34 protein-coding genes are annotated in these 24041 nt (G+C 36.7%); 4 read left to right on the top strand and 30 right to left on the bottom strand.

Features of this window, described 5'->3' with window-relative positions; genetic code table 11:
- Positions 1-48 precede the first annotated feature (48 nt).
- Positions 49-684: a TetR/AcrR family transcriptional regulator gene (locus tag ACIQXW_RS16425; RefSeq protein ID WP_402763899.1), complete on the top strand. Its 636-nt coding sequence runs from the start codon at positions 49-51 to the stop codon at positions 682-684.
- A gap of 100 nt (positions 685-784) precedes the next feature.
- Here ACIQXW_RS16425 and ACIQXW_RS16420 read toward each other — a convergent pair whose 3' ends face one another.
- The 30 genes from ACIQXW_RS16420 to ACIQXW_RS16275 all read right to left on the bottom strand — a co-directional run bounded on the left by ACIQXW_RS16420 (position 785) and on the right by ACIQXW_RS16275 (position 22203).
- On the bottom strand, positions 785-1531 hold the full coding sequence (locus ACIQXW_RS16420; RefSeq protein WP_401022213.1) for an SDR family NAD(P)-dependent oxidoreductase: 747 nt from the start codon (positions 1529-1531) through the stop codon (positions 785-787).
- Positions 1532-2196: 665 nt separating this feature from the next.
- Positions 2197-2880, bottom strand: a complete 684-nt coding sequence (locus tag ACIQXW_RS16415) for a peptidoglycan recognition protein family protein (RefSeq protein WP_402763896.1) — start codon at positions 2878-2880, stop codon at positions 2197-2199.
- The gene (locus ACIQXW_RS16410; protein WP_402763893.1) at positions 2880-3146 is read right to left on the bottom strand and encodes a holin; all 267 of its coding nucleotides are present in this window, start codon (positions 3144-3146) and stop codon (positions 2880-2882) included. Before ACIQXW_RS16410 ends, ACIQXW_RS16415 begins: the two co-directional genes overlap by 1 nt.
- Positions 3146-3445: a hypothetical protein gene (locus tag ACIQXW_RS16405; RefSeq protein WP_337980664.1), complete on the bottom strand. Its 300-nt coding sequence runs from the start codon at positions 3443-3445 to the stop codon at positions 3146-3148. The genes ACIQXW_RS16410 and ACIQXW_RS16405 overlap by 1 nt, the downstream gene beginning before the upstream one ends.
- A gap of 114 nt (positions 3446-3559) precedes the next feature.
- Positions 3560-3709, bottom strand: coding sequence for an XkdX family protein (locus tag ACIQXW_RS16400; protein WP_402763890.1), 150 nt, complete (start codon positions 3707-3709; stop codon positions 3560-3562).
- A 1-nt stretch (position 3710) separates the two neighbouring features.
- The gene (locus tag ACIQXW_RS16395) at positions 3711-3926 is read right to left on the bottom strand and encodes a hypothetical protein (protein ID WP_402763887.1); all 216 of its coding nucleotides are present in this window, start codon (positions 3924-3926) and stop codon (positions 3711-3713) included.
- Complete coding sequence (locus tag ACIQXW_RS16390; protein WP_402763884.1) at positions 3926-5788, bottom strand: exo-alpha-sialidase; 1863 nt, start codon at positions 5786-5788, stop codon at positions 3926-3928. Before ACIQXW_RS16390 ends, ACIQXW_RS16395 begins: the two co-directional genes overlap by 1 nt.
- Before the next feature lie 665 nt (positions 5789-6453).
- A complete protein-coding gene (locus ACIQXW_RS16385) occupies positions 6454-7053 on the bottom strand; it encodes a hypothetical protein (RefSeq protein ID WP_402763881.1) in 600 nt (199 codons plus the stop codon).
- A complete protein-coding gene (locus tag ACIQXW_RS16380; RefSeq protein ID WP_402763879.1) occupies positions 7046-7354 on the bottom strand; it encodes a hypothetical protein in 309 nt (102 codons plus the stop codon). The genes ACIQXW_RS16385 and ACIQXW_RS16380 overlap by 8 nt, the downstream gene beginning before the upstream one ends.
- Positions 7351-8004 (bottom strand): putative phage tail protein, encoded by a 654-nt coding sequence (locus tag ACIQXW_RS16375; protein ID WP_402763876.1) that lies wholly within the window; start codon positions 8002-8004, stop codon positions 7351-7353. Before ACIQXW_RS16375 ends, ACIQXW_RS16380 begins: the two co-directional genes overlap by 4 nt.
- The gene (locus ACIQXW_RS16370; RefSeq protein WP_402763874.1) at positions 8001-9092 is read right to left on the bottom strand and encodes a baseplate J/gp47 family protein; all 1092 of its coding nucleotides are present in this window, start codon (positions 9090-9092) and stop codon (positions 8001-8003) included. The genes ACIQXW_RS16375 and ACIQXW_RS16370 overlap by 4 nt, the downstream gene beginning before the upstream one ends.
- Entirely contained in the window at positions 9085-9501 is a 417-nt protein-coding gene (locus ACIQXW_RS16365) for a DUF2634 domain-containing protein (RefSeq protein WP_172772297.1), read from the bottom strand. Before ACIQXW_RS16365 ends, ACIQXW_RS16370 begins: the two co-directional genes overlap by 8 nt.
- Positions 9477-9932 (bottom strand): DUF2577 domain-containing protein, encoded by a 456-nt coding sequence (locus ACIQXW_RS16360; protein WP_402763871.1) that lies wholly within the window; start codon positions 9930-9932, stop codon positions 9477-9479. The genes ACIQXW_RS16365 and ACIQXW_RS16360 overlap by 25 nt, the downstream gene beginning before the upstream one ends.
- Positions 9929-10897, bottom strand: coding sequence for an XkdQ/YqbQ family protein (locus ACIQXW_RS16355; protein ID WP_402763869.1), 969 nt, complete (start codon positions 10895-10897; stop codon positions 9929-9931). Before ACIQXW_RS16355 ends, ACIQXW_RS16360 begins: the two co-directional genes overlap by 4 nt.
- A 1-nt stretch (position 10898) precedes the next feature.
- Entirely contained in the window at positions 10899-11600 is a 702-nt protein-coding gene (locus tag ACIQXW_RS16350; RefSeq protein WP_402763866.1) for a LysM peptidoglycan-binding domain-containing protein, read from the bottom strand.
- The gene (locus tag ACIQXW_RS16345; protein WP_402763863.1) at positions 11597-14311 is read right to left on the bottom strand and encodes a tape measure protein; all 2715 of its coding nucleotides are present in this window, start codon (positions 14309-14311) and stop codon (positions 11597-11599) included. Before ACIQXW_RS16345 ends, ACIQXW_RS16350 begins: the two co-directional genes overlap by 4 nt.
- Before the next feature lie 251 nt (positions 14312-14562).
- Positions 14563-14964: a phage tail assembly chaperone gene (locus ACIQXW_RS16340; protein WP_402763860.1), complete on the bottom strand. Its 402-nt coding sequence runs from the start codon at positions 14962-14964 to the stop codon at positions 14563-14565.
- A 14-nt stretch (positions 14965-14978) separates the two neighbouring features.
- Entirely contained in the window at positions 14979-15446 is a 468-nt protein-coding gene (locus ACIQXW_RS16335) for a phage tail tube protein (protein WP_108029912.1), read from the bottom strand.
- A 16-nt stretch (positions 15447-15462) separates the two neighbouring features.
- Positions 15463-16758 carry a phage tail sheath C-terminal domain-containing protein gene (locus ACIQXW_RS16330; protein WP_402763857.1) on the bottom strand — a complete coding sequence of 432 codons (1296 nt, stop codon included), beginning with the start codon at positions 16756-16758 and terminating at the stop codon, positions 15463-15465.
- Positions 16758-16958, bottom strand: a complete 201-nt coding sequence (locus ACIQXW_RS16325; RefSeq protein WP_402763854.1) for a hypothetical protein — start codon at positions 16956-16958, stop codon at positions 16758-16760. Before ACIQXW_RS16325 ends, ACIQXW_RS16330 begins: the two co-directional genes overlap by 1 nt.
- The gene (locus tag ACIQXW_RS16320; RefSeq protein ID WP_402763851.1) at positions 16909-17373 is read right to left on the bottom strand and encodes a phage tail terminator family protein; all 465 of its coding nucleotides are present in this window, start codon (positions 17371-17373) and stop codon (positions 16909-16911) included. Before ACIQXW_RS16320 ends, ACIQXW_RS16325 begins: the two co-directional genes overlap by 50 nt.
- Positions 17366-17764, bottom strand: a complete 399-nt coding sequence (locus ACIQXW_RS16315) for an HK97 gp10 family phage protein (RefSeq protein ID WP_402763849.1) — start codon at positions 17762-17764, stop codon at positions 17366-17368. Before ACIQXW_RS16315 ends, ACIQXW_RS16320 begins: the two co-directional genes overlap by 8 nt.
- A gap of 640 nt (positions 17765-18404) precedes the next feature.
- Entirely contained in the window at positions 18405-18815 is a 411-nt protein-coding gene (locus tag ACIQXW_RS16310) for a helix-turn-helix transcriptional regulator (protein WP_402763846.1), read from the bottom strand.
- Between the two features lie 104 nt (positions 18816-18919).
- A complete protein-coding gene (locus tag ACIQXW_RS16305; protein ID WP_402763843.1) occupies positions 18920-19126 on the bottom strand; it encodes a hypothetical protein in 207 nt (68 codons plus the stop codon).
- Between the two features lie 129 nt (positions 19127-19255).
- Positions 19256-20107 carry a DnaA ATPase domain-containing protein gene (locus tag ACIQXW_RS16300; protein ID WP_402763840.1) on the bottom strand — a complete coding sequence of 284 codons (852 nt, stop codon included), beginning with the start codon at positions 20105-20107 and terminating at the stop codon, positions 19256-19258.
- Complete coding sequence (locus tag ACIQXW_RS16295) at positions 20040-20828, bottom strand: DnaD domain protein (RefSeq protein ID WP_402763837.1); 789 nt, start codon at positions 20826-20828, stop codon at positions 20040-20042. The genes ACIQXW_RS16300 and ACIQXW_RS16295 overlap by 68 nt, the downstream gene beginning before the upstream one ends.
- A 148-nt stretch (positions 20829-20976) precedes the next feature.
- A complete protein-coding gene (locus ACIQXW_RS16290; protein WP_402763834.1) occupies positions 20977-21192 on the bottom strand; it encodes a hypothetical protein in 216 nt (71 codons plus the stop codon).
- A 27-nt stretch (positions 21193-21219) separates the two neighbouring features.
- A complete protein-coding gene (locus tag ACIQXW_RS16285) occupies positions 21220-21621 on the bottom strand; it encodes an ORF6C domain-containing protein (RefSeq protein WP_402763831.1) in 402 nt (133 codons plus the stop codon).
- Positions 21615-21920, bottom strand: coding sequence for an ORF6N domain-containing protein (locus ACIQXW_RS16280; protein WP_402763828.1), 306 nt, complete (start codon positions 21918-21920; stop codon positions 21615-21617). Before ACIQXW_RS16280 ends, ACIQXW_RS16285 begins: the two co-directional genes overlap by 7 nt.
- Positions 21921-21954: 34 nt before the next feature.
- On the bottom strand, positions 21955-22203 hold the full coding sequence (locus tag ACIQXW_RS16275; RefSeq protein WP_402763825.1) for a helix-turn-helix domain-containing protein: 249 nt from the start codon (positions 22201-22203) through the stop codon (positions 21955-21957).
- A gap of 153 nt (positions 22204-22356) precedes the next feature.
- On the opposite strand from ACIQXW_RS16275, the gene ACIQXW_RS16270 reads away from it, so the two are divergent.
- The 3 genes from ACIQXW_RS16270 (at position 22357) to ACIQXW_RS16260 (ending at position 23644) form a co-directional block, all read left to right on the top strand.
- Complete coding sequence (locus ACIQXW_RS16270) at positions 22357-22755, top strand: helix-turn-helix domain-containing protein (protein ID WP_402763822.1); 399 nt, start codon at positions 22357-22359, stop codon at positions 22753-22755.
- Between the two features lie 107 nt (positions 22756-22862).
- Positions 22863-23366 carry an ImmA/IrrE family metallo-endopeptidase gene (locus ACIQXW_RS16265; protein WP_402763819.1) on the top strand — a complete coding sequence of 168 codons (504 nt, stop codon included), beginning with the start codon at positions 22863-22865 and terminating at the stop codon, positions 23364-23366.
- On the top strand, positions 23351-23644 hold the full coding sequence (locus ACIQXW_RS16260; protein ID WP_402763816.1) for a tyrosine-type recombinase/integrase: 294 nt from the start codon (positions 23351-23353) through the stop codon (positions 23642-23644). The genes ACIQXW_RS16265 and ACIQXW_RS16260 overlap by 16 nt, the downstream gene beginning before the upstream one ends.
- The last annotated feature ends 397 nt before the right edge of the window (positions 23645-24041 follow it).

Raw genomic sequence — 24041 nt, 5'->3', positions numbered from 1 at the left:
ATTAAAAAAATTCAAAACATAATCTATATAGTAAAGGGATAGAAATTCATGACAAGACAAAAAATTGATCCACGTGTAATTAGAACTAGAAGGTTATTAAAGCAGGCATTAATTGAACTAATGGAAGAACAAGCCTTTGAGGAAATTAAAGTACAAGATATTTCTGACCGAGCAACAGTAAAACGTGTTACCTTTTATCTTCACTATAAAGATAAGAATGAGCTTATGGTACAATGTATCGATGAAATTTTAAGTGACTTGCGTGAAAAAGTAAATGTCAAAATATCACTTTTAGATAACTTTGATTATTTAGAAGAATACCCTCATCCAAGTTTTGTTCAATTATTTCAACATATTGCAGACAATTTCTCTTTTTACAAAGCCTTCTTAGTTACTAACCGCATCCCTTATTTAGCTTCGGGACTTTTAGAAATTATACATGAGTTTGTTTCTGAAGGGATTAACCAAATCGAACCTAGTGAGCAAAATCTTACAGCTAAAAGAGATTTAATAATCAAATATGTGGAATCTGCCTTTTTGGAAGTTATTATATGGTGGATTAAAAATAACCTACCTTATTCAGAACATGAAATGGCATTTCAATTAATGAATTTGTCTATTAAAGGACCTTACAAACATAATCCTCTGAAAAACAGAGAAGAATCGCTCACTGAAAATGAGTAAAATAAAAAGCCGCTCAACTATATGATCGACTTTTTACTTGATTTGTAGTTTATAAAATAATTATTGTTTTTCTATTAGCACATGTGGCACCAGCTTTATATTAAATGGCTGTCCAACCTCCATCAATAACTAATTCCGCTCCGGTCATGAAACGTGATTCATCAGATGCAAGGAATAGTACTCCGTAAGCAACATCTTCTGGGTTTCCGAAATAAGGAAGCTGAGTGAACGTTTGATAGAATGGTAATGCGTCCTTAAAGGAATCAGCAGTCATAGGTGTCTCAATAATACCAGGGTGAACGGAATTTACTCTTATTTTATCTTTTCCATATTCTACAGCAGCTGATTTAGATAAAGATCGTAATGCCCCTTTTGCAGCTGTATATGGACTTGATCCTGCCATACCCACTATCCCACCAATAGATGAAATATTAATTAAAGAACCCCCACCGGCTTTTTGCATCTCTGGAATTACATATTTCATCCCAAGTACACAGCCGTTTAAATTAATATCCATTACTTTATTCCATTCATCCATTTCCATTTGAGTCATCGTTTTTGGACTCGCTACTCCAGCATTATTGACTAGTACATCTACCTTACCGTAATGGTTTATAGCTTCCTGAATAACATTTTTCCACTCTTCCTCAGATGTAACATTATGCTTTAATCCAATTGCATCTCCGCCGTTTTCTTTAATTTCACTAATTACCTCTTTTAATAAATCATCTCTAATATCCGTTGCGACTACTTTTGCTCCTTCACTTGCGAATAGCTTAGCTTCCGACGCTCCCATCCCTAGTGCTGCACCAGTGATAATTGCTACTTTACCTGTTAAACGTCCCATTTTAATCATCCTTTTCAAAATTATATATTCTTCTCAAACTTTTAAAAAATAGCTTTTACAAAAATACTTCATGTATACCTAGGATATTTATATTATACATTACATATATATATATTGTGAAGTTATTTACACGGTGTTAATTAAATATTATTTTGAAACATGATTATCGACCACCGATATAAGTGACTGCGTGTTTTGTACAGGTCGCTTACATTCTAGCCTTTTGGTTATTCACGTACGTAGTTATGTTTTGAAAGAAATGAACTTTCACAGTAAACAGCCCTTTCTACGAACACTTTTTAAATGATAAAAAAAGAATTGATTGATTAATAAAAATTAATGAACTAAGGGTTCCCCAGAAGTCTGCTCGGCTAATTGTATGTGAATAGTTACACTTAACCTTTTTGAAGCTTAGTTCAATAACAGTCACAAAACGAATTAGTAGTACTTTTTTGTGTTTCTTTTCTATCGTGTTCTAGCTTATTCTCAAAAAGAAAAAACGCTCCAAACCCTTGAAACTAAAGGGTTTGAAGCGCTTTTCAGTTGGTTCAAACTTAATCTAGCTGAACCTTACATTTACTTGTTTCAGCACAGAAGATTAGTTCTTATTTTAGAAATAAAAAAAGACCAGGTTCACATATTTTGTGAAAACCTGGTTTTATAGTTTACAAAGTGCGTTTTACAACTGAAATTAATAAACCCAAAGCCTCGCCATCCGTCATAGAACCAATTCGTTCGCTATGGTCCACCTTTAAAATTCCTTTTTGATACGTTTCTTTTAGCAACCCTTTCAAATCCTCTTTAGCTGTTGACGTTAATGTGTTAGTCACTTTTGGTTCCTCCGTTTGTTGAATAATTGTAGTTGGCTTCATGGATTCTTCAATTCGTTTTAAAAAGCTAATCCAACGATTTTCACTTAAAATTCGATGCGGACAGTATTTTCCGTTCCAATCTTGATGTTTTTTTACACGTTCTATGCACCATCCATATTGTTTTAGTAACGAGGCTATATACTGCACTGCATTTTCCTCAGCAGCAGTATAACGAGGTCCGCCACTTTTGCTGTAACAAATTTCAATACCAATTGATTTACGGTTACCGTTACCTTGACCATCTCCACAATGCCAACCGTTACGATTGAACGGGATTGCTTGAATTGCTTCTACATCATCAATGGCAACGTGATAGGATACCTGATTATTGTTAGTTATCATGTATTTAATTTCATTGGCTGCAGATGCATCATTTGCCGTGTTGTGTACTGTAATATACTGTGGTGTCATGATGTAAGGTGCTTTTATTGGATATTTAATTGATGGTAATAAATTTTGTTTTAAAGTGTAAGCCATTATTGCTGTCCTTCTTTTTTAGCCGCCTTTAATAAATCAAATGTTCCCGAGGCTGTTAGACCAGCAACAAAGCCAGACATTAGCATGGCATATGGTGGATACTCAGATAACGGCCAACAAACTAAGCCAATAAAAATACCAATCACTACCGATGTGATTGGCATGTATTGTGTATTAATTTTAAATGTCTTTTTCAGTACTTCTGCTACAGCTAGTACGATAGCCACCATTACGATTGCAATCATAAAAATGTTTGTTAAATCCACTATTCATCATCCTTTTCATCGTTTTTATTTTGCAGCGAATGTTTTTCAATACGATCGACACGACCTTCCAATATATTCAACGATCGATTCATGCCTTCGAGTGCGATTGCTGTTCTTTCCTGTGATTCATTCGACCGTTCTAAGTGATCCATTAATTTATTTTCCCGTTCTTCCGCTCGGTCCATCAAATTATCATTTTTGCTTATTAAATAGCGAAATGCTCCAAACGCTATAATTAAACAAGCTATTGCCCAAACTGCTTGGCTTGTAGCAATTTCATTTACTGCAGTTACATCCATTCCATCACATTCCTTTGCTATTCAAGTAAAATAAAAAGCTATGAGATGTATCGAGAAACAGAACCAAGTACTGTTATCTCGTTTACTCTCACAGTATAAAAAATAACGCTAAGCTTATGCTTGCGTTTTCGCTGGTGAATATTTATCGCCTGTAATCTCTTTATACTGTTCTGCTGATATCTTTCCAGCCTCTACAGCATCGCCAACCATTTCCTTCGTCCAGTATTTAGGGTAAAAGCCATTAATCATTTTTAACCAATCCATTTCACAGAACCCCTTTCATCATCAGTTGATATGTTAAATCTGCTTGATTACTATTTAATTCTTCTATTCTTAAATCCTTCATAACTGATTCATACGCTAATTGAGCATTAGTAGCTTCTAATCGTTCCGTTTTTTCTTCTGGAGTTTCTTCGAGTCCGAATTTCTTCCTATCGCCTAATGTACCGTCTGAGTTACGTACTTTATATTGAAATGCCATTAGTCCACCGCCCCAGAAATTAAATGTATTTTGTGATTAAATGATAGGTCATTACGTGATGGTGTTATTTTTAGGATGATATTTTGCTTTGCTTCTAAGCCCTCGTATTCAAAGGTATCCTCCACTAAACCTTGTTGAACTGGCGCTGTGTTAGCAGGTGTCAACGTTTCAAATTGTTCCTGTTCACCATTTAAAGTCATGGATAACTCAACCCTAATATCCAGTTCCTCATCACGTTGTATAAATAATAAAACACCCTTCGCAGATCCCTTCGGTGGCTCGATTTTATAACGAGCAACAGATTGCAGAATAGGTGTTTTCACTTCTTTTTTATTTAGTGTTACCGTCTTGCTAGTCTTTGCCCCGTAGTTATCCACGACCTCAATAATAATCGTATTTTGACCAACTACAAGTTGTGAAAGGGTTACTTCAAATTCCCATGCTCCACCCGAACCATTGTAGATTTCAACAGCATTTCCTGAATTAATACGACGAGTTACTTTTACTGTTGAATTAGCATCCTGGTCAGAAGCTGTACCGCTAATTTTAAACTTGTCCGCATCGACTACTCCAGAAGGTACAACAGCATCTAAAGATAGCAAAGGGGCTCGGTTAGGTACTACATAAAAAGAACGTTCAACAATGGCAGATAACGCTTTTTCGCTGTCCTCAGCCCATACTTTTAATGTGTGTGCTACCCCTTCAGCAAGTGTGCTTGTGAGTGTTGTATCACCATCGTATAGCTTGCTTCCTTTGAAAGTTAGCTGTTTAGATAATGAGATTTGCGTTTGGCTTAGGTTTGTTGCCAATATTTTGCGTGCTTCGTTGTTAATTTGATAGTACGCCGTAACAGCCTGGTCTTTGTCCGTGTCGTACGCATCGCCCGAAATATTGATTGTATCGTTTTCGTATAACGTTTGGTTGTTGATAGGCGATATTAACGCTATCGTCGGGCTGCTATTTTTAGCAATATCCCCCAGGTAATTAACGGACCTCCCAGCCGTGGAAAACAGTACAGGCGGGCGTCCGCCGTTGTTACCAAAAACGAGACTTAATGCCGGGTCATATAACAGGCTAGGCGTTTGCAAGTGGACCTCGGACGTAGTTGCCGTTAACACGTCACGCCAAACGGCACCCCCTTCGGTTGCCCGTTTTATGTGTAAATCCATGTAGGAACCTGCTACACGTTGCGACCATGCGACAAACACGGTATTGCTCTTGTCTACCGTTATAGACGGCGTCTGTTGCGGCGGGAACGCCGCTGTGGGTAATATGTTTGTCCACGGCGACCATGTAGCCCCGCCATCTTTTGAAAAATGGTACATAAGGTAGGTTGTCCCCTGGACATAGGCTACATGTAGGGTGCCGTCGGGACCTAGTGCCGCCGTTGGGGAGAGCGCTTCCGTAGCCCCTGGGTTTACAACATTGACGGTTTTCCATGTGTCCGTGACATCTTGATACATAGAAAAAATATAGTTGTTACCCGCTTGTGCGTACCGCGCTAGCACCACGGGTCGCCCATTACGTACCACTATAGAAGGGTTTAAAACTTCTATACCCCCGACGTTATTTTGTGTAAGTTGTACCCGGTTCTGCCATACAGCCCCCCCGTCGGTACTCTTTGCGTATTGAATGTTAAATGAGTTGGCATTTGACGAACTTCTCGCTGCCCATGCTACATGTAAATGACCATTATTTGGGTCGATAGCTGCGGAAACCGTGTGTACGGCTGTTAGTCCCGTTGTGACCCAGTTACCTATATACCCAGGTACGGCGACTAAATCCCCGCCGTTAGCGCGCGTTGCGTCTACCGTATAAGAGGCTACCGCAGTACCACTAACACTTGCTATCACATACAGCATGGTACCCTTCGATACGAGTGCCACGTCTACTAAACTTGTGGCGCCACGATAGCCTAACAGTTCCCAATTTTGCCCGTCGTTTTTCGACACGTATAAACGCCACTCGGTAGGCGTTGTATTAATAACCGCGGCGACTAACCACCCGTTATCTAATCGCACTAACTTACGCCCGCCGTTGCCGTTGTTTCCTAGCAGGTACGGCTGATTGATAACCGTACCTGGCGGCAATGGCCCAACTACCGCGCCTCTCACGTACCAATATCCATCGGTATGACGTCCGTTTGCCGGATACGTGCCTTCCTCTACTGGAATAGCGCTTTGTACCAGGGCGCCTTTTGAGTAGGTTATAGTCTTTGTATTGTTAGCAAGTACCGCAAATTCTGTTCTGTAATCTACGTTATCGAAATTGCCGTTTGATGTAGCTACATCTTTATATAAATACTCGCTATTAGCGGAATATTTATAGCGTACTGAACCTGTAGGAACGGCTTCATATAAGCCCCACGTTTCCGCTGATAATGTAACTTTATTCAGTTTACTATCGAACGTAAAAGACTTGTGCCCGTTAAAATTTCCAGTATAGTTTTGAAGAAACGTAAACGGGGCTAGTGTCCAATAGTCCGTGCCTATCGACGTAAACTTGTCGTAATAATATTGAACCATCCTTAAACCACCTCCACTAATTTAACGTTGTATGTCTGCCAATCACCGACGCCCATTTCAGCGTTAACCATATCAATTTGCACATTACTTCGCGCCACTTTCGCGCCTTTTTTGTATGCATTTGTAAGAGCTGAAACAGTAATTGTATCTGCCCCTACTGCTGTAATTAGAACGTCCTCACTTGCTACATCATCAAAAATAGTGACTTGCGTAAATGGTGTAAACCCATCAACACTAGCCACTTTTAAAGTAGTTGTTCCTATGATGACTGCCTCGATAATATCAGTCATGGCTGTATCTAACTTGATTTTATTTGTGCTGCCATCGAGAGTATCGGCAAACGTTCCGCTGTTACCTGGCACACGGCCATCTAGTTCCATTTGAATACGCATACGTTCTAATTGTCGATACATCTCAATCAAAAAACGATAGGCGTTATAAATCCCCCATTCGAAATTGTTGGCATACTCAGACATATAAGGTGTACCATCCTCGATAACCTCGCCAGTCACCGGATCTGTTACGTCATCGTACCATTCAGTACGCTCATAAGGGTTTTTCTTAAAATTCAGCGATATTTCACCATTCATATAGTTACTCATTTACTTTCACTTCCTTCGCTTCAAGTTGCAGAGGAAATGCGATAACATACCCCTGTGAGCCTTTCTGATAGTTCATTGTTTTCACATACAATTCACGTCCATAACTATCGACTAAAGCAGCACGTGTTACCAAGCCTTGTTCCGTCGATAACTTCACATACTTTCTTAGCCCAACCTTCGTGCTAGTGTGATAGATTTCTTTGTCATAAACAACCCCATCAATAGTAACCTTTGCGCTAACTGTAAGATTACTTAAAAATTGTTGAGTTAAATCTATCATTAATGGTTGTATTTCGTTCAATTCCTCACACCTCCTGCTCTAAATCGACCACTAATACGGTTATTTGTAATGAAACTGTAAATCTCATTTGAAACTGTTAAAACTTCTTTTCCTAAAGCACCATGTGTTTTGGCTGTTTTAAAACGGCCACATATTTTATGATTGATTTGCCATGCATAAGTGCTGCCTACAATAATAAGGCATTCCTTTAATGCCAAAATAGTTGTCATTAAATCAATATTTAACGGTACGATTCGTTCTACCAACCGTACTACTTCGTTATAATAATCCGTTTGTTCAACTTCTATTGCTACTTCCATTTCAAATTGATTAACATCTAATAAAATCTGGTGGTTATTTTCTCCGATTAATCCGGACAATGCCTTTGTTAAATACTCTAAGACATATGGTGCGCTTTCCTGCATTCGAGCTAGTAATCGTAGTTTTCGGAATTTCAATGTCTCGTTCTTCGAATCTGCACGAATACCAAAATCCTTTTCTCTAATGGCAATAGCTGTCTCGCTTGAGGTTAAAATAAATTGATCGTTATCTACACCAAAAAGAGCTTCGTCAAGTTTATCCCAGTTAAGCGTAACTGTATTGGACAACTCACGAAACTCTTTTATATTTTGATAATAGAATGGTAACTCCTCTAAAAAAGCATTGGTCATATACTCACTTCCTTCAGTGTTACTTTGGAAAGTACTGGAATTTCTTCAACTAAGTTAATATTATTACTTAAGCCATTCAACATCGTTGAAGCAACGTCCTCAATGCCTTCAATCTCTAATAGTCGAGATTCGATATGAGTAATACGAACATTGATATCTAAATCTTTAAACCAATTGGCACGTAATTCAGCAAAATAAGTTTCTAACGTTTCACTCACTTGTGCTTCAATTTGACCAATCGTTGCACCATTCAAAATGAGTTCACTTTCAACTTCAATAGTGTTTTTCCCTACACCTTCCACCGTTACTTCATGACCGATCGGCGCTGAACCATATCCATCACCTTTAAATTCTAGTGGATCGATAATCTCTTGAACATAGGATACAAACTCAGGTGTCGGTGCATTGAAATCAGAATCGATAATAATCGCGGTTACTGTTCCTCCACCAAACGGAGCACGACGTAACCGTACACCACCAACCCCTTGAATTGCCTTCATTTTTTTCTTATAGTCTGCGCGATTACCACCAAATGCTTTTTCGCGGATATGGTCTACAAACCTTACATATAATGACTCATCTGTTTCAACATCTTCACCTGGTACAAGCACATCAGCTAATACAGCTTTACCTAGCTTATTGTTTGCTTCTAGAGGAAGCATCTCGCCATAATCCTTATTTCCTACGGCACCTGCTGTTTGTGCTTCTACTTTATATACCCCTGTCTCTAATCTTTCTATTACATTATAGATAACTGCCTCTAATCGATATTGGCTATTTGTAGACACATCAAGAGGTTGACCTTCACCATCTGTAAATAATGCGCGGCGAATAGCCCTTCCAGCCTTCTTACGTTCGACTCCATGCTCGTTCACTCGTTTTTCAAGATCATCTCCGTCTGCTGTAGCAGCAAAAGTACGACGATATAATACGGACATATCCCAATATGTTTCAGCTAACTTTAATGCTGTAGGTGCAAGTGCATCGTATATTACACTACCTTCACGTTTATCGACGTCACCCGGCACACGATCGAGTAGTTCTGCTAAAATACTATCAAATGATTGCGACTCTAAGTACTCAAGCAATCCTAATCGCCTCCTTTAACAGACTTACATCGCCATAAATTGTTCGAGCGATAAATGTTATTAACACATCATCTTTTGATGTAAATTCGAGACTAAAGTTTTCTAATGATGTAATACGTTCATCTTGCAGCAAGGCATCTTGTATGCGCCTACCTAAATCACCACGTACATACAATTCATCAAATCCCATCATATTTTGAAAACCGTAATTATTTGTATAAACTAAATGTTCAAAGCGAATTGTATTCAATGCTTTAAATATCGCTTGCTCCATTGCTTTTTGACCATCTATCAATCCACTGCAGCAACCTCGTTTGAAATCTAAATGATACGTACGAGTAGGTAATTCAACAGCATCCATTACTTCAATGTCAGGGGTAATTGTTATTGCTTCTGTTGGTAGTGCCATATGTCATGACCCTCCTTATATCTGTCTGATACAAAATACTTTTGACCACCTTGTACTCTATGCAATACTACTTTATCGCCTTCTTTTAAACCATCTTCTATGATGAGCTTTAAGTATTTCATTTCATATTTTTCATATGGCACCGCGGTCGATTCACCTTGATTTTGTCGTTTCGAACTTGTCTGTTTAATGTCATCGCCAATTTGATTTTTGGTGTAGCTTTTCGGATGTTCGTACTGAATACTCGCTATTCTTTCGTGTCGAGTAAGATGCTCTGCAACTAGTAAAAACTCCTCCGTTAAAATAAGCTTCGAGTGTATTTCAATTCTTATTGGCTTCGCTCCGATAACTGTCCCCAATACAATATTTACTGGATTGGAAGCATTAAAGGCTGCCATTGCTGTCGTTTTGATTAACTCTAGTAAACTCATGAAATCACCTTCAATTCTAAGCTCATTGTATGAACTTTAGCTGACCAATCATGTGTGCATGCTTCCACCAAAAATAACTGCTTAATTTTTAATTTCTCTATATAGATAAATACCATCTTTCCTGCGCGCACTCGCCAATCACCCAAACATTTTAATGACAGTTCTTTTTTTTCTGTATTATGGACCGTAAGCAATACATTCAGCAGACTTTCAATCTGGGAAGGCGTCATATTTTCGTCTACCTTTTTGTAATACTGCAACTGTCCCCATTTAGCGATATTGCTACTATCCTGCGCAATAAATACTCTACGTTTTGATGTCTCTTTATCATCTAACACCAGTTTTACTCGATTGTAAGAATCCTCAATGGATACCGAATAATCATAGTCGTACAAAAGACTTTCTTCCCCTATATAAAAGTCTGTAGGGGGTATAACTAAATCATTAATATTATGCAATCCTAGCGAGCCAAACTCATCCATAAAAACAAAGCTTTGATTTGTAGCCACAATAGCCGAATCAATGCATTTCATAATGACATCTAATGCTTTCTTATCTTCTTCAACCATTCCAGGCGTTGTAAAGCCTGTTTTCGCTACAGAACTTAATTGAAGATTTGCTATACTGCAAATACGCTCAATGGCTTTTTCTGCTAACATCGATGGAATAACAAAAGTATCTTCATACATTAAATACTTGAGTTGATCGTAAGCAATAATTTTAAAATCGCTATCCTTACCAAAACCCGCCTTAAATGAATAGCCATAAAAAACTTTATGTTTTCCATCAATTACTCTTACTATTGCACCAGATACAATTTTATTTTCAAGTGGATTAGGATTTAACAAATTAACATTAAGCTCCGATGCTTTCCCTGTTTTTTCAGTCTTCCAGCTAAGTGAAGTGACAGGCACTTCGTAAATATTCCCATCTCGATTATCAACTAATACTTCTATACCTACCACCTCATTTCTTAGCCGTCCATTCAGGTGGAATTTTTACTTTCAACCCAATTGGCAACTTCCTTAATTCACTATCTTTAATCCCGTTCAAGGATTGCAATGCTTTATAATTTGCTCCGTTTCCGGTATACTTTTGTGCTATCTTCCAAAGTGAATCTCCTTTTACTAAACTATACGTCTGTGGTATTTGCTTTGTATTTTCTCTTGGAGTTTCCTTTTTCACTACTTGCTTCACTGCCTTTTTCTTGGCAGAGACAGTTGGTGTAGTACTCTTTTTAACAAGTTCCATCTTTTTGAATCCAAACGGCACATACTTTTTAAAAGAGATGGTATAATCCACGTCGGACGTACCAAATTGATCTTTTACTTCAAAACTCTCAATAGTAAACAGGTCATTAACAGAAAATGAACCACCTACATAAACAAAGCGGATAACCGTTTCTTCGGCCATCCACTTTTTTATTTGGTCAATATACTTTTTAGGCTCTACAAATTGTGTTTCCGCGTAATGTGTATCCTGCGACGGAAAATATGAGGAGAACGAGAACTCTGGTAATTTCATAGGTTTAGGTACTTTCACAGCACCTATCTTAGCGACGGAAAACTCTTCTCCGTCAGCATCCTGTTTAAATGATAATTCTGGTGGATTAACGGGAATACGAAATCCTTCTTTATCATTGTTAGCACTAAGATAGATTCCTATCATCCATATACCCCCTCTACCGAACGATTCTGCTCATCTTTCAAACCTTGTGTAATAAACTTTACGACTTCATGAACATCCACTTTTTCACGAATATCGCCAGTAAAATAAAACTTCGGTTCACTTTGAATATGTTGCACTACACCTTTACTGTTATTTGCTATAGATGACGCTGAAACTTTTTCTCGTACTTCATTTGATACTTCAACGTCATCCCTAACTGGAACATTCAAAGCTTGTGATACATAGTCATTTATTTTAGCAATATTGCCACTCGCATTGGATAAATCACCGAATTTATTAAGCATTTTTTCCATTGCACTACCGGTTGTATCTTCAAAATTATTGTGGACCTGTAAATTTGGTGTTAGCGAAACAATGTTGTTAATCGCTTTACCTTCCGCAATATCTTTAAATAATTCGAGATATTCGTCTGCAAGATCGATTTTGTCATCAATCTTCCCAACTTTATCTATATTTCCACCGTTAAGTTTTTGATTATCATCAGCATTTTTTCCAAGACCTGATTGTGAAGGTGCATTTATTTTTCCAAGACCTGATTCTGAAGGTGCTGATTTTACAACATCATCTGTCAAACTAGATGGAAATGAATTAGAATTATCATCATCTTTATTCATTGATCCCGCTAGCCCTTTTAACTTATCGGCCATAACACCTAATTTTTCACTACCTGCAAGTGAAAGAGATTTTCCTATTTCATTACCTTTATCGTATGCAGTACCTAAGTCTTTGTAGTCTAAACGTTCAAATTGTCTATTAGTTGGTGCAGTCGGCATAGTCACACTATTCATATATTCACCAGCGGTGTTCTTTCTTTCTAGAGTAATATTGGCTGCCTTTGTAGGTGCTTTAATAAGATTTTGAAGAGTATCCCCAAAATTAGTTGCACCACTACTTAATTTTAAATCTACTGTACCTATCTTGGAAAGATCGGTATCCAGCACACCATTAAGTAAACCTATAAATTTATTTACCCCACCGATTGCACCGTTGATAAGATTAGATATTCCACCTAATGCATTATTAATTACATTAAAAATACCATCTGCAATTCCACCAACCGTTTTCAGCACCATAGTACCCATCGTATAAAATGCCATCTGTACACCGTACACTAAAGCGTTGAAGGTATTTGCAATCCATTCAGCTACGCTAATTATATTATTTCCTATGGCATCTAATACAGTTCTAACCATAAGATTTAAGGCAATCCATGCTAGTTGTACAATGAATATAGCCTTATTCCATGTATTAACGAACCATTCAACAACGGTAATAACAAAGTTCATTACACCTATAAAAACGTTATAGAAAGCAGCACCTAGCCAATAAACGCCTCCAACAATTGCGCCAAATACAGCTGCAGTTTGTTCAGCCCACATCAGCATTGCGGTTACAACAAAAGCAATTACTGCAATAATTCCAATTATGACCCACGTAATAGGGCTTGCTAAATAAGCAGCATCTACTATCCATAGTGCTGCAGCCCACGCAAGGGTTGCTGTCCTAATTAATCCTAAAACAGCATATTTGGTAAGCAAAATTGCTACAATTGACCCCAGAACAACACCCATTATTACGAGTATGGGCACGACCCAATTAGCGTTATCATACATAAATGTTCCTACCGCACCAATTGTGTTGTACATCACCTCAAGAGCATCAAAAACAAGTGATAATCCAGCTACAAATAGATTAATAAACATCATTGCATGACCTGCTAAAACTCCAAATGCATCCGAATTAACAAATTCGCTGAATCGTTTAAATATAGGTTCAAATGCGTTTTGCGCATAGTTTTTAAATACGGTCATAGCGTCTGAAAATGTTATCGGCGTTTTACTAAATTTATCTTCAATTTCGTCAGCAGCATTAAATAATGCATTTTTAATAATATCCGCTGTAATTTCCCCATCAGATGACATTTGCTTTAGTTCACTTGTACTTTTTCCTAACGAATCTGCAATTGCATCTGCAAGCAATGGAGCCTTTTCTGCGATAGATGTAAACTCATCACCCTTCAATCCTCCAGAAGCCATTGCTTGCGTTATTTGTTTCATACTGTCAGCCTTTTCTTGACTACTAGCTCCTGAAGCAGCGAAAGATTTATTCATCAGCTCACTGAAACGGATAGCTTCATCATTGCTACCAAAAGTGTCACTAGCGTTTAATTTAGCAACACTAGTAGCCATATCATTATAAGAGCTTAAACTACGTTGAGAAGCTCTATAAATCTTATCCTGCAACTCCGCTTGTGTTTGCGAACCGTCATTAATATTAGCGATTCGCGTATTAGTATTACTATAAGAATCAGAAGCGCTTGCTAACTTTTTAAAACCCTCAGTTAAATTCTTTACCGATAAAATATTAGAAGCAAAACCTACAAATTTACTAAAAAACTTACCCACTCCATTTGTGGCGGCTGATATCCCTCCAGAAGTCCCACTAAAAATATCACCTACATCACCAACATTTTGAAATGCAAGTCTTGCACTAGCACTTAATCTATCAAAAGCTACACTAGCACTTTGAATAACGACCGTTGCACGTTGCAGGCTACGCATATCCCCTGCTCTGTTGGATGATATATGCATTTGATCCATCGTTCGGATTGTACTATTCATAGCTTTCATCATCTTACGAAGAGTACCAGTCATTCTATCGGTCAAGGTCATGGTTGTACGCACTGACATAACACTCACCTCATTTTTAGGGCTAAAAAAGACATACCCAACAAGGCATGCCTCTTCTATAAAATTATAATTATCTTATTACTTTTTCGAAGCCTCTGCCTCTTTTTCAAGCTCTATATCCAAACTTGCGATAATGAATGCGCGCTCTTTACGATCCATACTTAAAAATGAGTTTGGCAGTATATTGAATCGATGGAGCGCAACATGTGCATAAAATGCTAGTCCGTCACGCTCATCGTCACTGCCTTGTATTAGTTTTTTACTTCTTCCACTTCATCTTCGAGAGTAATATCACTTCCGCTAATTTCGGATACTTTTTCAGAAATCAGCGATGTTTCACCTGCCAGAAACATTCTTCCATATAACGCCTCTGCACCTTTTACGCCATAAGATTGCTGTAATTCTGTATTATTAAGGTCCGGGTATACGATAGCTGCTACATTTAATCTACGGTTGTATGCAACTGGATCAAATACTCGTTCTTGGCGTCCTCTTTTGCCAGCTACATTTTTAAAACATCTATCATTAATTACATCTGCTTCTTCAGATGGAACAGGTCGTAATTGAATAGGCTCAGCAAAACGTTGTAGGGATAACTCAATAGGTTCTACCGCCATTACATTTTCTTTCATGAATGCTTTAAAGTTACTCATTTATAGTTTCCTCCTTATTGGATAACGCTAAATTGGTTTAAGATTTCAAAATCATCAAATGTGAATGAAAATTCGTCTTTTAATGTGTCTGCACTATCTGCATCAAGCATTGCTAATAGCGTTTTATCTGGCACGATATTTCGGACATCGACGGTTTGTTTACCAGCTGCACTAGTAATATCCGCATTAACAATTGTTGCATCAAACATTGGTGATTTACCTGAACGTAAATAGTTCATAGCCATCGCTCGAACCTCTGGGCGATGGTAATACATCGTCATTTCACCAACACCTTTTGCTCCTACAATTTTAGAACCTTCCATACGAGCATTTAGACGTTTTACTTCTACTTTGTTGTATTCTACTTCCGCTTTGAATTTAAGAATTTCTGCAAATTCATATGTTTGACCTTCAATATTAATAAATACTAAGCCCTCACGAGAGGACATAGCGTCTTTTGTTTGCATTACGTTTGCTGCCATTTAATTTTTCCCCCTTTTATTTACACTCAACGCGCATATATAATTTTTCCATTGCATCGATAAACTTGAGACCTATCACAGCAAATACGGCATCTTTTTCATCACCTTGCTCAACAGTAATATCTTCGGGAAGATATGGATTGATAACACCTAACCGTACATATGGATCAAGCACTGTTTTCATTAATTGTTTCTTAAACAAATCTCTTCCATCTTCATTATTGTTCACTTTGCCGATGAAGTATTTTCGGAAAATGTGGCGTGTGTTATTTTCAAGAATAGTCATTCCTCGGTCTATTTTTCCTTTACGGAAATCTTGGTTCTTAGTCGGTGTAAATGAATGGAATGTATTAATATCCTGCTCTACTACTACTTCATCATTACTGAAAGAATAGACAATATGGCCGTCTTGTAATGCTTTAATGATTGCATCATTTGTCATCGCTTCCGCTTCTATTGCACCAGGATATTTTGCATATGTTAATGAACCTACAGTGGCAGCTGCAAATGCTGCACCGAACCAGTACACCGCCTCATTTGCACTTAAGATTTCCCCACCATCAAGTGTGACTCCGTTTTTAATTGATACTGTGCTTTCATGGTCTGCAGCAATATAATTATTCGTAACGAATGTAACACGTTTACCTGCTTGTTCTCGCAGTTCTTTTGCCTTTAAAGCAAGTAGCGCTTTTATTGTATTGTCATCAGTTCCATATGCTACTACCTTAAAATTTAAAGTATCCAATGCAGATGCGAACTCCGATATAGAGTCGTTTGTAGCAGCTACTGTTGTTCCACCAGCTAAAGTCAAAGTAGCATCTCCTGTTGGTAATGCCCCATCAAACACTACATAATCGTTTGATTTTAAATCTTCGAAAGCAGTCACCTTCTGCAAGTCAACTTGAAGAGCATCAAAATAGGTTTTTACTGTTGTAGTTCCATCTAATCCTGTCGTTGTCAGAATGTGTATTTTATTTCCATCCGTCCCACCGAACTTCGCAGAAGCGGTTAATCCCTCAACTGTCACTTTAGCTTTCTCGCCTACACCATTAAGGTTATATAAATACACATTACCAGTAGCCTTAAAAGCTTCTCGAAGAGGTAAAATATCACCTAGCGATTTACCGAATAAATTTCTAAACTGTGTAGTTGAAGAGAGTTTAATAAACTTACCAACTTCACCCCAATTTAGTGTCACAGGCACAACTAGAGCACCATTCGATTCAAGCCCCATTGTATTTAAATTGTTTGTTTCAAAATTAATATAAGCATCCGGACGTACTTTATTTTGCGTTTCCCAAATACCACCCATTATGCATTCACTCCTTTCTTCTTCCACTCTGCTACTAGCTTGTCAGCTTCCATTTTTGAATAAGTTGTTCCTTCTTGTAGCACAACTTCATACTCCAAACGCTCTTTTGAAGATTGAGTGCTATCTAAAAAAGCAGCCTTAGAGAATTTTTTATTCCCTGGCTGCTTCACTGTTTTCTGTTTGTCTGTCATTTGTGTCAAATCCAACGCCCTCCAATGTTTTCATTCTCGTTTCTTCTTGAATGTCGTATAGTCTAGCTTTCACTTGAAAATTAATCACTAATGTTTCGTCAACTATCTCGCCTCCTATTTCATGTACATGGAACCTATCCGCAAGGTATTTAAAATTGTTTTGAATAATTTCCAATACATTTAAGCATTCATCGTCTATATCATCTGTAGATGGTAAATAAACGATGCTAAATGAATAGGTGCGAATAACTTGATTCTTCATACCACGTTCTTGGTGCACGTTCATTATTCGGACTAAAAAAGCAGGTAATTTCAAGCCTTGCTTAACTGGTTTGTCGTATATTTGATATTGGTTATTATCAGGATACAAAGCACGTAATTGCATGATTACTAAAGTTTTCATACTTTCGGTTACATTACCCACCCATTATACGCCTCCATTCCTTCTCGATCTCGCGTTCCCACATTCGAGGTATAAGATGTTTCATTTCTTGTTCTGTGAGTTCAAGCAAAAATTGACCATTCACAAAACCGACAGTTCGTCCTGTAATTACATTACGATGCCCGTTCTCAGCAAAAAGCGCGTTTTCTATCTGATTGTAAATAATAATTATAAACTTATTACCCTCTTTAGCAATTCGATATTTCCAGTTATCACGAAGGTCTCGAGAATCTGCAGGCGTAAGCATTTTCACTTTCCGAATAGATATTTGCGCAACTCTTTCAGCCACTTTTTTGTGTGTTTTTCCAGATGCAATAGTAAGTTCTTTTAAGTTTTCTGCAAATTGCTTTACTTCCTCAAATTCAAAGGCCATTAAGCTAACACCTTCTTTTTCAAAAGCACTTTTAGGTTTGTTTCATAGAGAGATGAAATTTCAGCTATAGTAATCCTCCTAATCCAAAAAAATTAAATCATTTATTCCATATCTAGTTCCTCCTTTTCCAAATTTAGCACGCAACAACAACATGATAGACTTAGTAACTTATTCTTTAACGTCTATAAGCTCTAAAAAGACGAAAAAATGCATAATAAAAGGCCATAGATTAACTACGACCACTAAACTAAAAATCACTTCTTTTTCCGATTCTTAGTCTTTTATATTCTTGCCTCGAATGTGTTTATTGCGAGCTGGTCGGTCATCTGTCTGTCCTTCCCTAATATTCAGGATTTTATAAATACTGAGAGAACAACCCCTTACCACACCGGCCTATTTCCAAGTTTACATTATTATTTTTATTTCCCCTAATGTTTAAAGTATGGCAACTTTGGCAAGTATGGCATATTTAAAAATCGAATTCTTGATGCCGCCATAAGATTTTCAGATAACTGAATAACGACATTACAAAGGAAAATTTAGGAGTAGCCTAACCTCGCTTAAGTTTACTTATGCTTTATTATAGTTACTATATTTTTAATATGGTAAAGGATCCCTCCACTTTCTGAGGGATCCCTTTTTAGGCTAACATTTTAATTAAAATATTTTCTTTAATGTTTTGTATATGTGTGTGGCTCAATCCCATACTAGTTGCTATCCATCGCTTTGATTTGCCATCTAGCATCCAGTTCAGTACTTGTACTTCTCTGTCGCCTGTAACTTTTTCTATAAGTTTCTGAACCTCTAATATCTTTTTCTCATATTCTTCAACACGCTTAATATTTTTCGAACGTCTAATTACTTCTTGCATAATGGGATCGCCAACACCTCCTGCAGCCTTAGGTAGAGTAGCGTCAATACCATATTGTGCCGTTTTTACACCAACAATCATTTCTGTCCGCATTTCTTTGATGGCATTAACCATCCAGTGATAGTCCTTAATAATTGAATCTAACGTGTCTGGTGTAATATCTAATGAGCTCTTTTTCATATGTTTGTCCTCCTATTTTGTGGTATAAGGCATATACTGACCAGCCCCTAAAAGGGCATAAAACAATTCTTGTATCTTGTCCCATGTTCGAAACTTAATTTACCTCATGCAATTAAATTCTCTCTCTGTATCGCGTAGTAGACTTTTGGTTCATACTGATGATAGAAGCCTTTGGCATCAGCATGCATTGCTAGTGCTACTTGTAAATCTAGCTCGTCAAAGCAAATTGTTTTCGACTTCGCCTCATCCCCATCTCGCCAAATGACGATTGCGTAAGGTTTTACTCCAAAGCCTAAAAATATTGGATTCATACCACTACCTCCTGTGTCTTATTCATTACTAGGTTTTACTAAGTTACATCTCCTAAATGCTTCCTTAGCACTTGCGTTTCAAATCAACTGTGTTTTGGTATTTTTCTCAAATTGTTTATTTTTTGCTTTCTATCTTTTTTCAAATATCTTGCGTAAACGGTAGTTCAATTTCTTGTCTTTCTGGATAGTTACTGTGAAATCTTGAGCCATTTCAAACAGCCTACTAGTTAATGCCTCGTCTATATAAAGCAGTTCATCAAGCGACAATTCGCTAGATATTAATAATGGTCTGTTGTTCAAATAGCGGTAGTTGACTACTTCGAAAATAATTTCGGACTGCCACGGTTTCACATCAACTTTCCCACCAATCGGCTTGAATAAATCATCTATGAACAGGACATCAATTGCTTTCATTCGATTCATTATTTCGTTTTTACGTTCAAAGTTGTTTGCAGCGATATTGTTTATAACATCTTTATATGGAAAGTAAAGAACAGGTACTCTCTTTGTGTGCATCAAATAATTTGAGATTGCTGTTAACAAATGTGTTTTGCCACAACCAGGTTGACCAATGAGCATAATGCTGTTCTGTCTGAATCCTTTAATCTGCTCAAATGCTGCATAATACTGATTCGCCTTGCTTTTCATTTTAACGACTATAGGATGAACATCATCAGTAGAGAAATTTTTAAAACTCATTTTTTGGAATTCTTCTGTAATTTCGCTAGATTCAATTAATCGAATTAACTGATGCATTTTTAAGCATTCACACTGTTGCCATTCATCAGTATCATACTTCAACAAATTGTATTTAAACTGATTACCAATACGTATAAGTGTTGTTTCACCAGCGTTTTTACGTACTATAAAACCACCTTCGTCCCTGCATTTCTGACAGTTGTAGCTAGTTTCTTCATTCGCTACAGTAGTCTCCGAATAGTCTTGGCTTCTCGCCTTTAGCTCCTCTAAGACTGCCGACATTCGATCGCCCGTTTTTTTCATCAATCTTCACCTGCCAATCCGCGTATGTGTTAACTCCTTTTTCAATTGACCAGTTACGTAAAATCCCCTCAATATACTTCACACTTGATTTACCTAAAACAGCAGTAAGCTTAATAGCTTCGATAATGAGTAAGTGGTCTGAATACAATTCGAGAAGATTGTCCATTTTTCGGTGATCCGTAATGTTACTAATTCGAATCATAGAATCAAAGGAATTTTTAATCTCTAAGAATCGATTAACCTGATGACTCTTATTTTTATCTTCTAGTACTTTGTTATTATCAGTAATTGATTTATTCAATACTTGGTTATTATTAATATTTAGTACTCTGCTGTTTTGTACTTGTACGTTTTGTACTTCTTCATTCTCTACATGTACAATACCGCAAAGTAGAGAATCTTCTTTTACTTGAGGAACTTCATGAACGATCGTTTCCCATCTAGTAATACGTTGCCCTTCACGTACAGGTTTTCGTGTAATATAACCATAATCTTGTAGTTCCTTAAATCCAGCTCTAAAAGCTCGTTCACCATCTGTTGAATGTGTTACTAATTCCTTCATATGGAATATCCAATCATCTGGCATAGAAAGCATATATGCCATAATGCCTTTAGCTTTCCAAGATAGCCTGTTGTCATTTAATGCTGTTCGGTTCATCACTACATAGTTGTTGTTCTTAGCCACTCGGATAATGCCCATTTGCCCTCGCCTCTCCTTATGTATGAATATTCTGATGTAAATTCAAAGATTTATTCAAAAAATTCACATAATAATTATTAAGAAGTTGATTGGTCCTACCTCTTAATAGATTGGTATTTAGACAGAGGCAATTCCCTCCTAGCCCGTCCTATGCCCTTAATAAACTAAGTTTTTCAGTATCCATGCGAATTATTATTCCGACAGTTGGTAGTGCACTTTGAAATATATTAGTTATATGATCTTTTCTTAAGCTTGAAGGTAGAAGTAATTCGCATGTTATATCTTCTCTACAATCTTCACTCCCTGCCTTTTGAAAAGGGTCGACTAATGTTGAATTAAGTAAATGATCTATAGTTAAATTCAAAGTGATACCCCCTTTCTAGGTGCAGTATTACGATGCTTTTCTAGGAAACCAGGAACGAATAAAATTAAGGACCATTTGTAAATCTTGCCGACGAATATCTTTATAACTAGCTACAGCAAAACGATTTTTAATTTCTCGATGCAACTCACGGAACAGTTTTGGGCGAGCAGTTGCATCATTTTCTATTTCGTAAATTTTTATAGCAACTTCCTTTTGAACTGCACGTTGTTCACCAGATGTTAATGTTATTTGATCCTCAACTTTTTCGTTAATCATTGAAAGTTCCTTGCGAATTTCGTGTTGTTCATGTTTGATTGCTTTGGTATCTTCTACTAAATCAGCAGTTGTAAGTAGAACTGTCTCAAGCGCTTGATTTTTTGATAAGGGAACAACTTTTTCTTTAACAGTGTAATATTCGTCTACTAACATTTCGTAAGCCTCCAAGCTTTATCTGTATTAAGAGATTTAGCATGATGCCAAGCCCCCTTTTCAGTCCATAAGTATAGCACTCTAGCTATATTGGAAATTTGTAATTGCGGTTCTGATTTTCGAAAGTATAATAATTCGTTACCCTCCAATTTGAAATAGTGTTTATATACTTTATTTCGATATTTGTTTTCTGAAAAGTTTTTTGATAAATGGTCACTGTATGTTCCATAACATTGGGCAATTTGCGTTGTCGTAAGTACACCAGAGTTTTCATATAAGATAATTTGTAATAGATTCATGTCAATAAAACCTCCTTGTTTAAAAACAGTTGTATCACATCGCTACATATCGGCAATCAGCGCCCTCTTTTTGTAACATATCGTTACTTTTATCTTCAAAAAAAATTACCCAATCAAAATCTAACACTTCCGCAATGCATTTAGCGACGTGTACTGATGGTCTACGTTTGCCTTGTTCAATCATTGTATAATATGGCCGTTCAATTCCAGATGCTTTCGCGACATCATCGTGAGTCAATTTATTTTCTAAACGTTTCGTCTTTAACCAAGTTCGGTTTTCCAATTACTCACCGCCTTTCATATTGTTTATTTATAATATAGTATCATTTCGTTACATAGTCAATATATTTTGTGTCTATTTGTTACATAATTATTTTTTATTGGATTAGTAACAGATTGTTACATATAATTAAGTTTAGAAACGCGAGGTGAAATTATGCTAGGTGTACGCTTGAAATATCTACGAAAATCAAATAACAAAACTCAACAAGATATAGCAGACATTCTAGGCATTACTAGACCAGCTTATACTGCTTATGAACAAGGGAAGAGAAATCCTGATTATGAAATATTAGAAAAAATTGCGGATTACTACAACGTGTCTATAGATTATCTTTTAGGGAGAACAGATAATAAAGGAGCTTTACATACTCAAGCTGGCATCTCTGATAATGAATATAACAATCTGAGTGCATATCAAAAAGAGGTAATTGACTTCTTTTTAACTAGAGAAGATTTATTTTTTAAAAACCAACCAGAAAATTTATTGGCTGCATTAGAACAGTTTGAAGTTTTCTATGAAGTATTGAAACGTCAACAAGAAAACAAGAAATAAATCACAATAATTTGTAACATTTCCAAACATTATAAAAATTCGCCTTTTCTTTGGTGAATTTTTTTGTTACCATAAATAGAACATACGTTTGATAAAAGAGGGATATTATGAATTTTATTTACACTCATTTAGAAGATTACATTCGTGAATTATTTACAAGTATTGATGTGACAACACCTAAACAACTAAATCCAGGATTAATCGCCTCACGTCTTGGTTTTACATTATACTTTTTACCATACGATTCGACTAATACAGGGAATGTAATTTTTATAGATTCTAGATTGTCTGAACAAAGGCAGTGGCAGGATTTCGGGCATGAATTATGTCATGCAACGGTGCACTCTGGTAATCAAGTAAAAGCTATTCCTCTTTTTAGAGAGTATCAAGAATGGAAAGCAAATAGTTTTGCTCTCCAAGCCTGTGTACCCACATTCATGCTTAATAACATAAAACTACCTGTAAATGAGGAAAAAGCTATTCTTACAATTCAAGCGTTTTTTAATGTAGAGTACGATTTTGCTAAGAAGAGATTAAATCACTACCTTAATAATCATTATTATGACGGTTATACACTTACTGAAGAGAGTAATTATTGTGGAGTACGTTAAGAAGGTTAATTGAAAAATTTAAACTAATTGCAGAAGATGCTGGAGAAGAGCGAGAATGGGATGAACATATTTATCTTTTTTCAAATAAATGTGGCAAGCCATATCGTCCTTATTCAATAAGCCAATGGTGGGATTGCTTTATGAAAAGGAACCCTGATTTACCTCGAATATGTTTCCTTGATTTACGACATACTTCAGTAACTTTATTAATTCAGGCTGGTGAACATCCTAAAGTCATTCAATCGAGATTAGGACATTCTAATATTATAACGAATTAATATGGGCAACTTTTAGGCACCAATACCTTAAATATACACCTATGTATAAATATAAAAAGCCTTACAACCGTTGAGCTGTAAGGCTTTGGTTAGCGTCCCTAGCAGGACATACTAAAATACTAAATATTTTTTTCATTTCATATAAATAAATCTCATTTTTATTTTTTGTAGATTTATAATAACCTTCCAAAAAAGATTTAAAATTATTAAATAATTCATCCTCTCTCTTATTTGTCTCTTATTCAAAAAGAATCTCTGCTATCTCAAGAATATCTAAAACTGCTAAATAACTGACTCCGGGCACAGTGTAGAAGGCAGAAATTGTACCTGAATTAGTATATTTATTCATATATTCTAATATCAGTTTTAACTAAAAATAGCCACGCGCATATAAATG

This window comes from Lysinibacillus sp. NPDC097162, from assembly GCF_044762185.1.
GTDB lineage: Bacteria > Bacillota > Bacilli > Bacillales_A > Planococcaceae > Lysinibacillus.
Note: the sequence above shows the minus strand (reverse complement) of the source record. Positions and strands in the feature narration are given on the sequence as shown.

Excerpts from the sequence above, each read along its gene's own strand:
- ACIQXW_RS16425 (WP_402763899.1), top strand. The coding sequence starts at position 49 with ATGACAAGACAAAAAATTGATCCACGTGTAATTAGAACTAGAAGGTTA.
- ACIQXW_RS16420 (WP_401022213.1), bottom strand. The coding sequence starts at position 1,531 with ATGGGACGTTTAACAGGTAAAGTAGCAATTATCACTGGTGCAGCACTA.
- ACIQXW_RS16415 (WP_402763896.1), bottom strand. The coding sequence starts at position 2,880 with ATGGCTTACACTTTAAAACAAAATTTATTACCATCAATTAAATATCCA.
- ACIQXW_RS16405 (WP_337980664.1), bottom strand. The coding sequence starts at position 3,445 with ATGGATGTAACTGCAGTAAATGAAATTGCTACAAGCCAAGCAGTTTGG.
- ACIQXW_RS16400 (WP_402763890.1), bottom strand. The coding sequence starts at position 3,709 with ATGGATTGGTTAAAAATGATTAATGGCTTTTACCCTAAATACTGGACG.
- ACIQXW_RS16395 (WP_402763887.1), bottom strand. The coding sequence starts at position 3,926 with ATGGCATTTCAATATAAAGTACGTAACTCAGACGGTACATTAGGCGAT.
- ACIQXW_RS16390 (WP_402763884.1), bottom strand. The coding sequence starts at position 5,788 with ATGCTGTATGTGATAGCAAGTGTTAGTGGTACTGCGGTAGCCTCTTAT.
- ACIQXW_RS16385 (WP_402763881.1), bottom strand. The coding sequence starts at position 7,053 with ATGAGTAACTATATGAATGGTGAAATATCGCTGAATTTTAAGAAAAAC.
- ACIQXW_RS16375 (WP_402763876.1), bottom strand. The coding sequence starts at position 8,004 with ATGACCAATGCTTTTTTAGAGGAGTTACCATTCTATTATCAAAATATA.
- ACIQXW_RS16365 (WP_172772297.1), bottom strand. The coding sequence starts at position 9,501 with ATGGCACTACCAACAGAAGCAATAACAATTACCCCTGACATTGAAGTA.
- ACIQXW_RS16360 (WP_402763871.1), bottom strand. The coding sequence starts at position 9,932 with ATGAGTTTACTAGAGTTAATCAAAACGACAGCAATGGCAGCCTTTAAT.
- ACIQXW_RS16350 (WP_402763866.1), bottom strand. The coding sequence starts at position 11,600 with ATGATAGGAATCTATCTTAGTGCTAACAATGATAAAGAAGGATTTCGT.
- ACIQXW_RS16345 (WP_402763863.1), bottom strand. The coding sequence starts at position 14,311 with ATGTCAGTGCGTACAACCATGACCTTGACCGATAGAATGACTGGTACT.
- ACIQXW_RS16340 (WP_402763860.1), bottom strand. The coding sequence starts at position 14,964 with ATGAGTAACTTTAAAGCATTCATGAAAGAAAATGTAATGGCGGTAGAA.
- ACIQXW_RS16335 (WP_108029912.1), bottom strand. The coding sequence starts at position 15,446 with ATGGCAGCAAACGTAATGCAAACAAAAGACGCTATGTCCTCTCGTGAG.
- ACIQXW_RS16330 (WP_402763857.1), bottom strand. The coding sequence starts at position 16,758 with ATGGGTGGTATTTGGGAAACGCAAAATAAAGTACGTCCGGATGCTTAT.
- ACIQXW_RS16315 (WP_402763849.1), bottom strand. The coding sequence starts at position 17,764 with ATGGCCTTTGAATTTGAGGAAGTAAAGCAATTTGCAGAAAACTTAAAA.
- ACIQXW_RS16310 (WP_402763846.1), bottom strand. The coding sequence starts at position 18,815 with ATGAAAAAGAGCTCATTAGATATTACACCAGACACGTTAGATTCAATT.
- ACIQXW_RS16305 (WP_402763843.1), bottom strand. The coding sequence starts at position 19,126 with ATGAATCCAATATTTTTAGGCTTTGGAGTAAAACCTTACGCAATCGTC.
- ACIQXW_RS16300 (WP_402763840.1), bottom strand. The coding sequence starts at position 20,107 with ATGTCGGCAGTCTTAGAGGAGCTAAAGGCGAGAAGCCAAGACTATTCG.
- ACIQXW_RS16295 (WP_402763837.1), bottom strand. The coding sequence starts at position 20,828 with ATGGGCATTATCCGAGTGGCTAAGAACAACAACTATGTAGTGATGAAC.
- ACIQXW_RS16285 (WP_402763831.1), bottom strand. The coding sequence starts at position 21,621 with ATGTTAGTAGACGAATATTACACTGTTAAAGAAAAAGTTGTTCCCTTA.
- ACIQXW_RS16280 (WP_402763828.1), bottom strand. The coding sequence starts at position 21,920 with ATGAATCTATTACAAATTATCTTATATGAAAACTCTGGTGTACTTACG.
- ACIQXW_RS16270 (WP_402763822.1), top strand. The coding sequence starts at position 22,357 with ATGCTAGGTGTACGCTTGAAATATCTACGAAAATCAAATAACAAAACT.
- ACIQXW_RS16265 (WP_402763819.1), top strand. The coding sequence starts at position 22,863 with ATGAATTTTATTTACACTCATTTAGAAGATTACATTCGTGAATTATTT.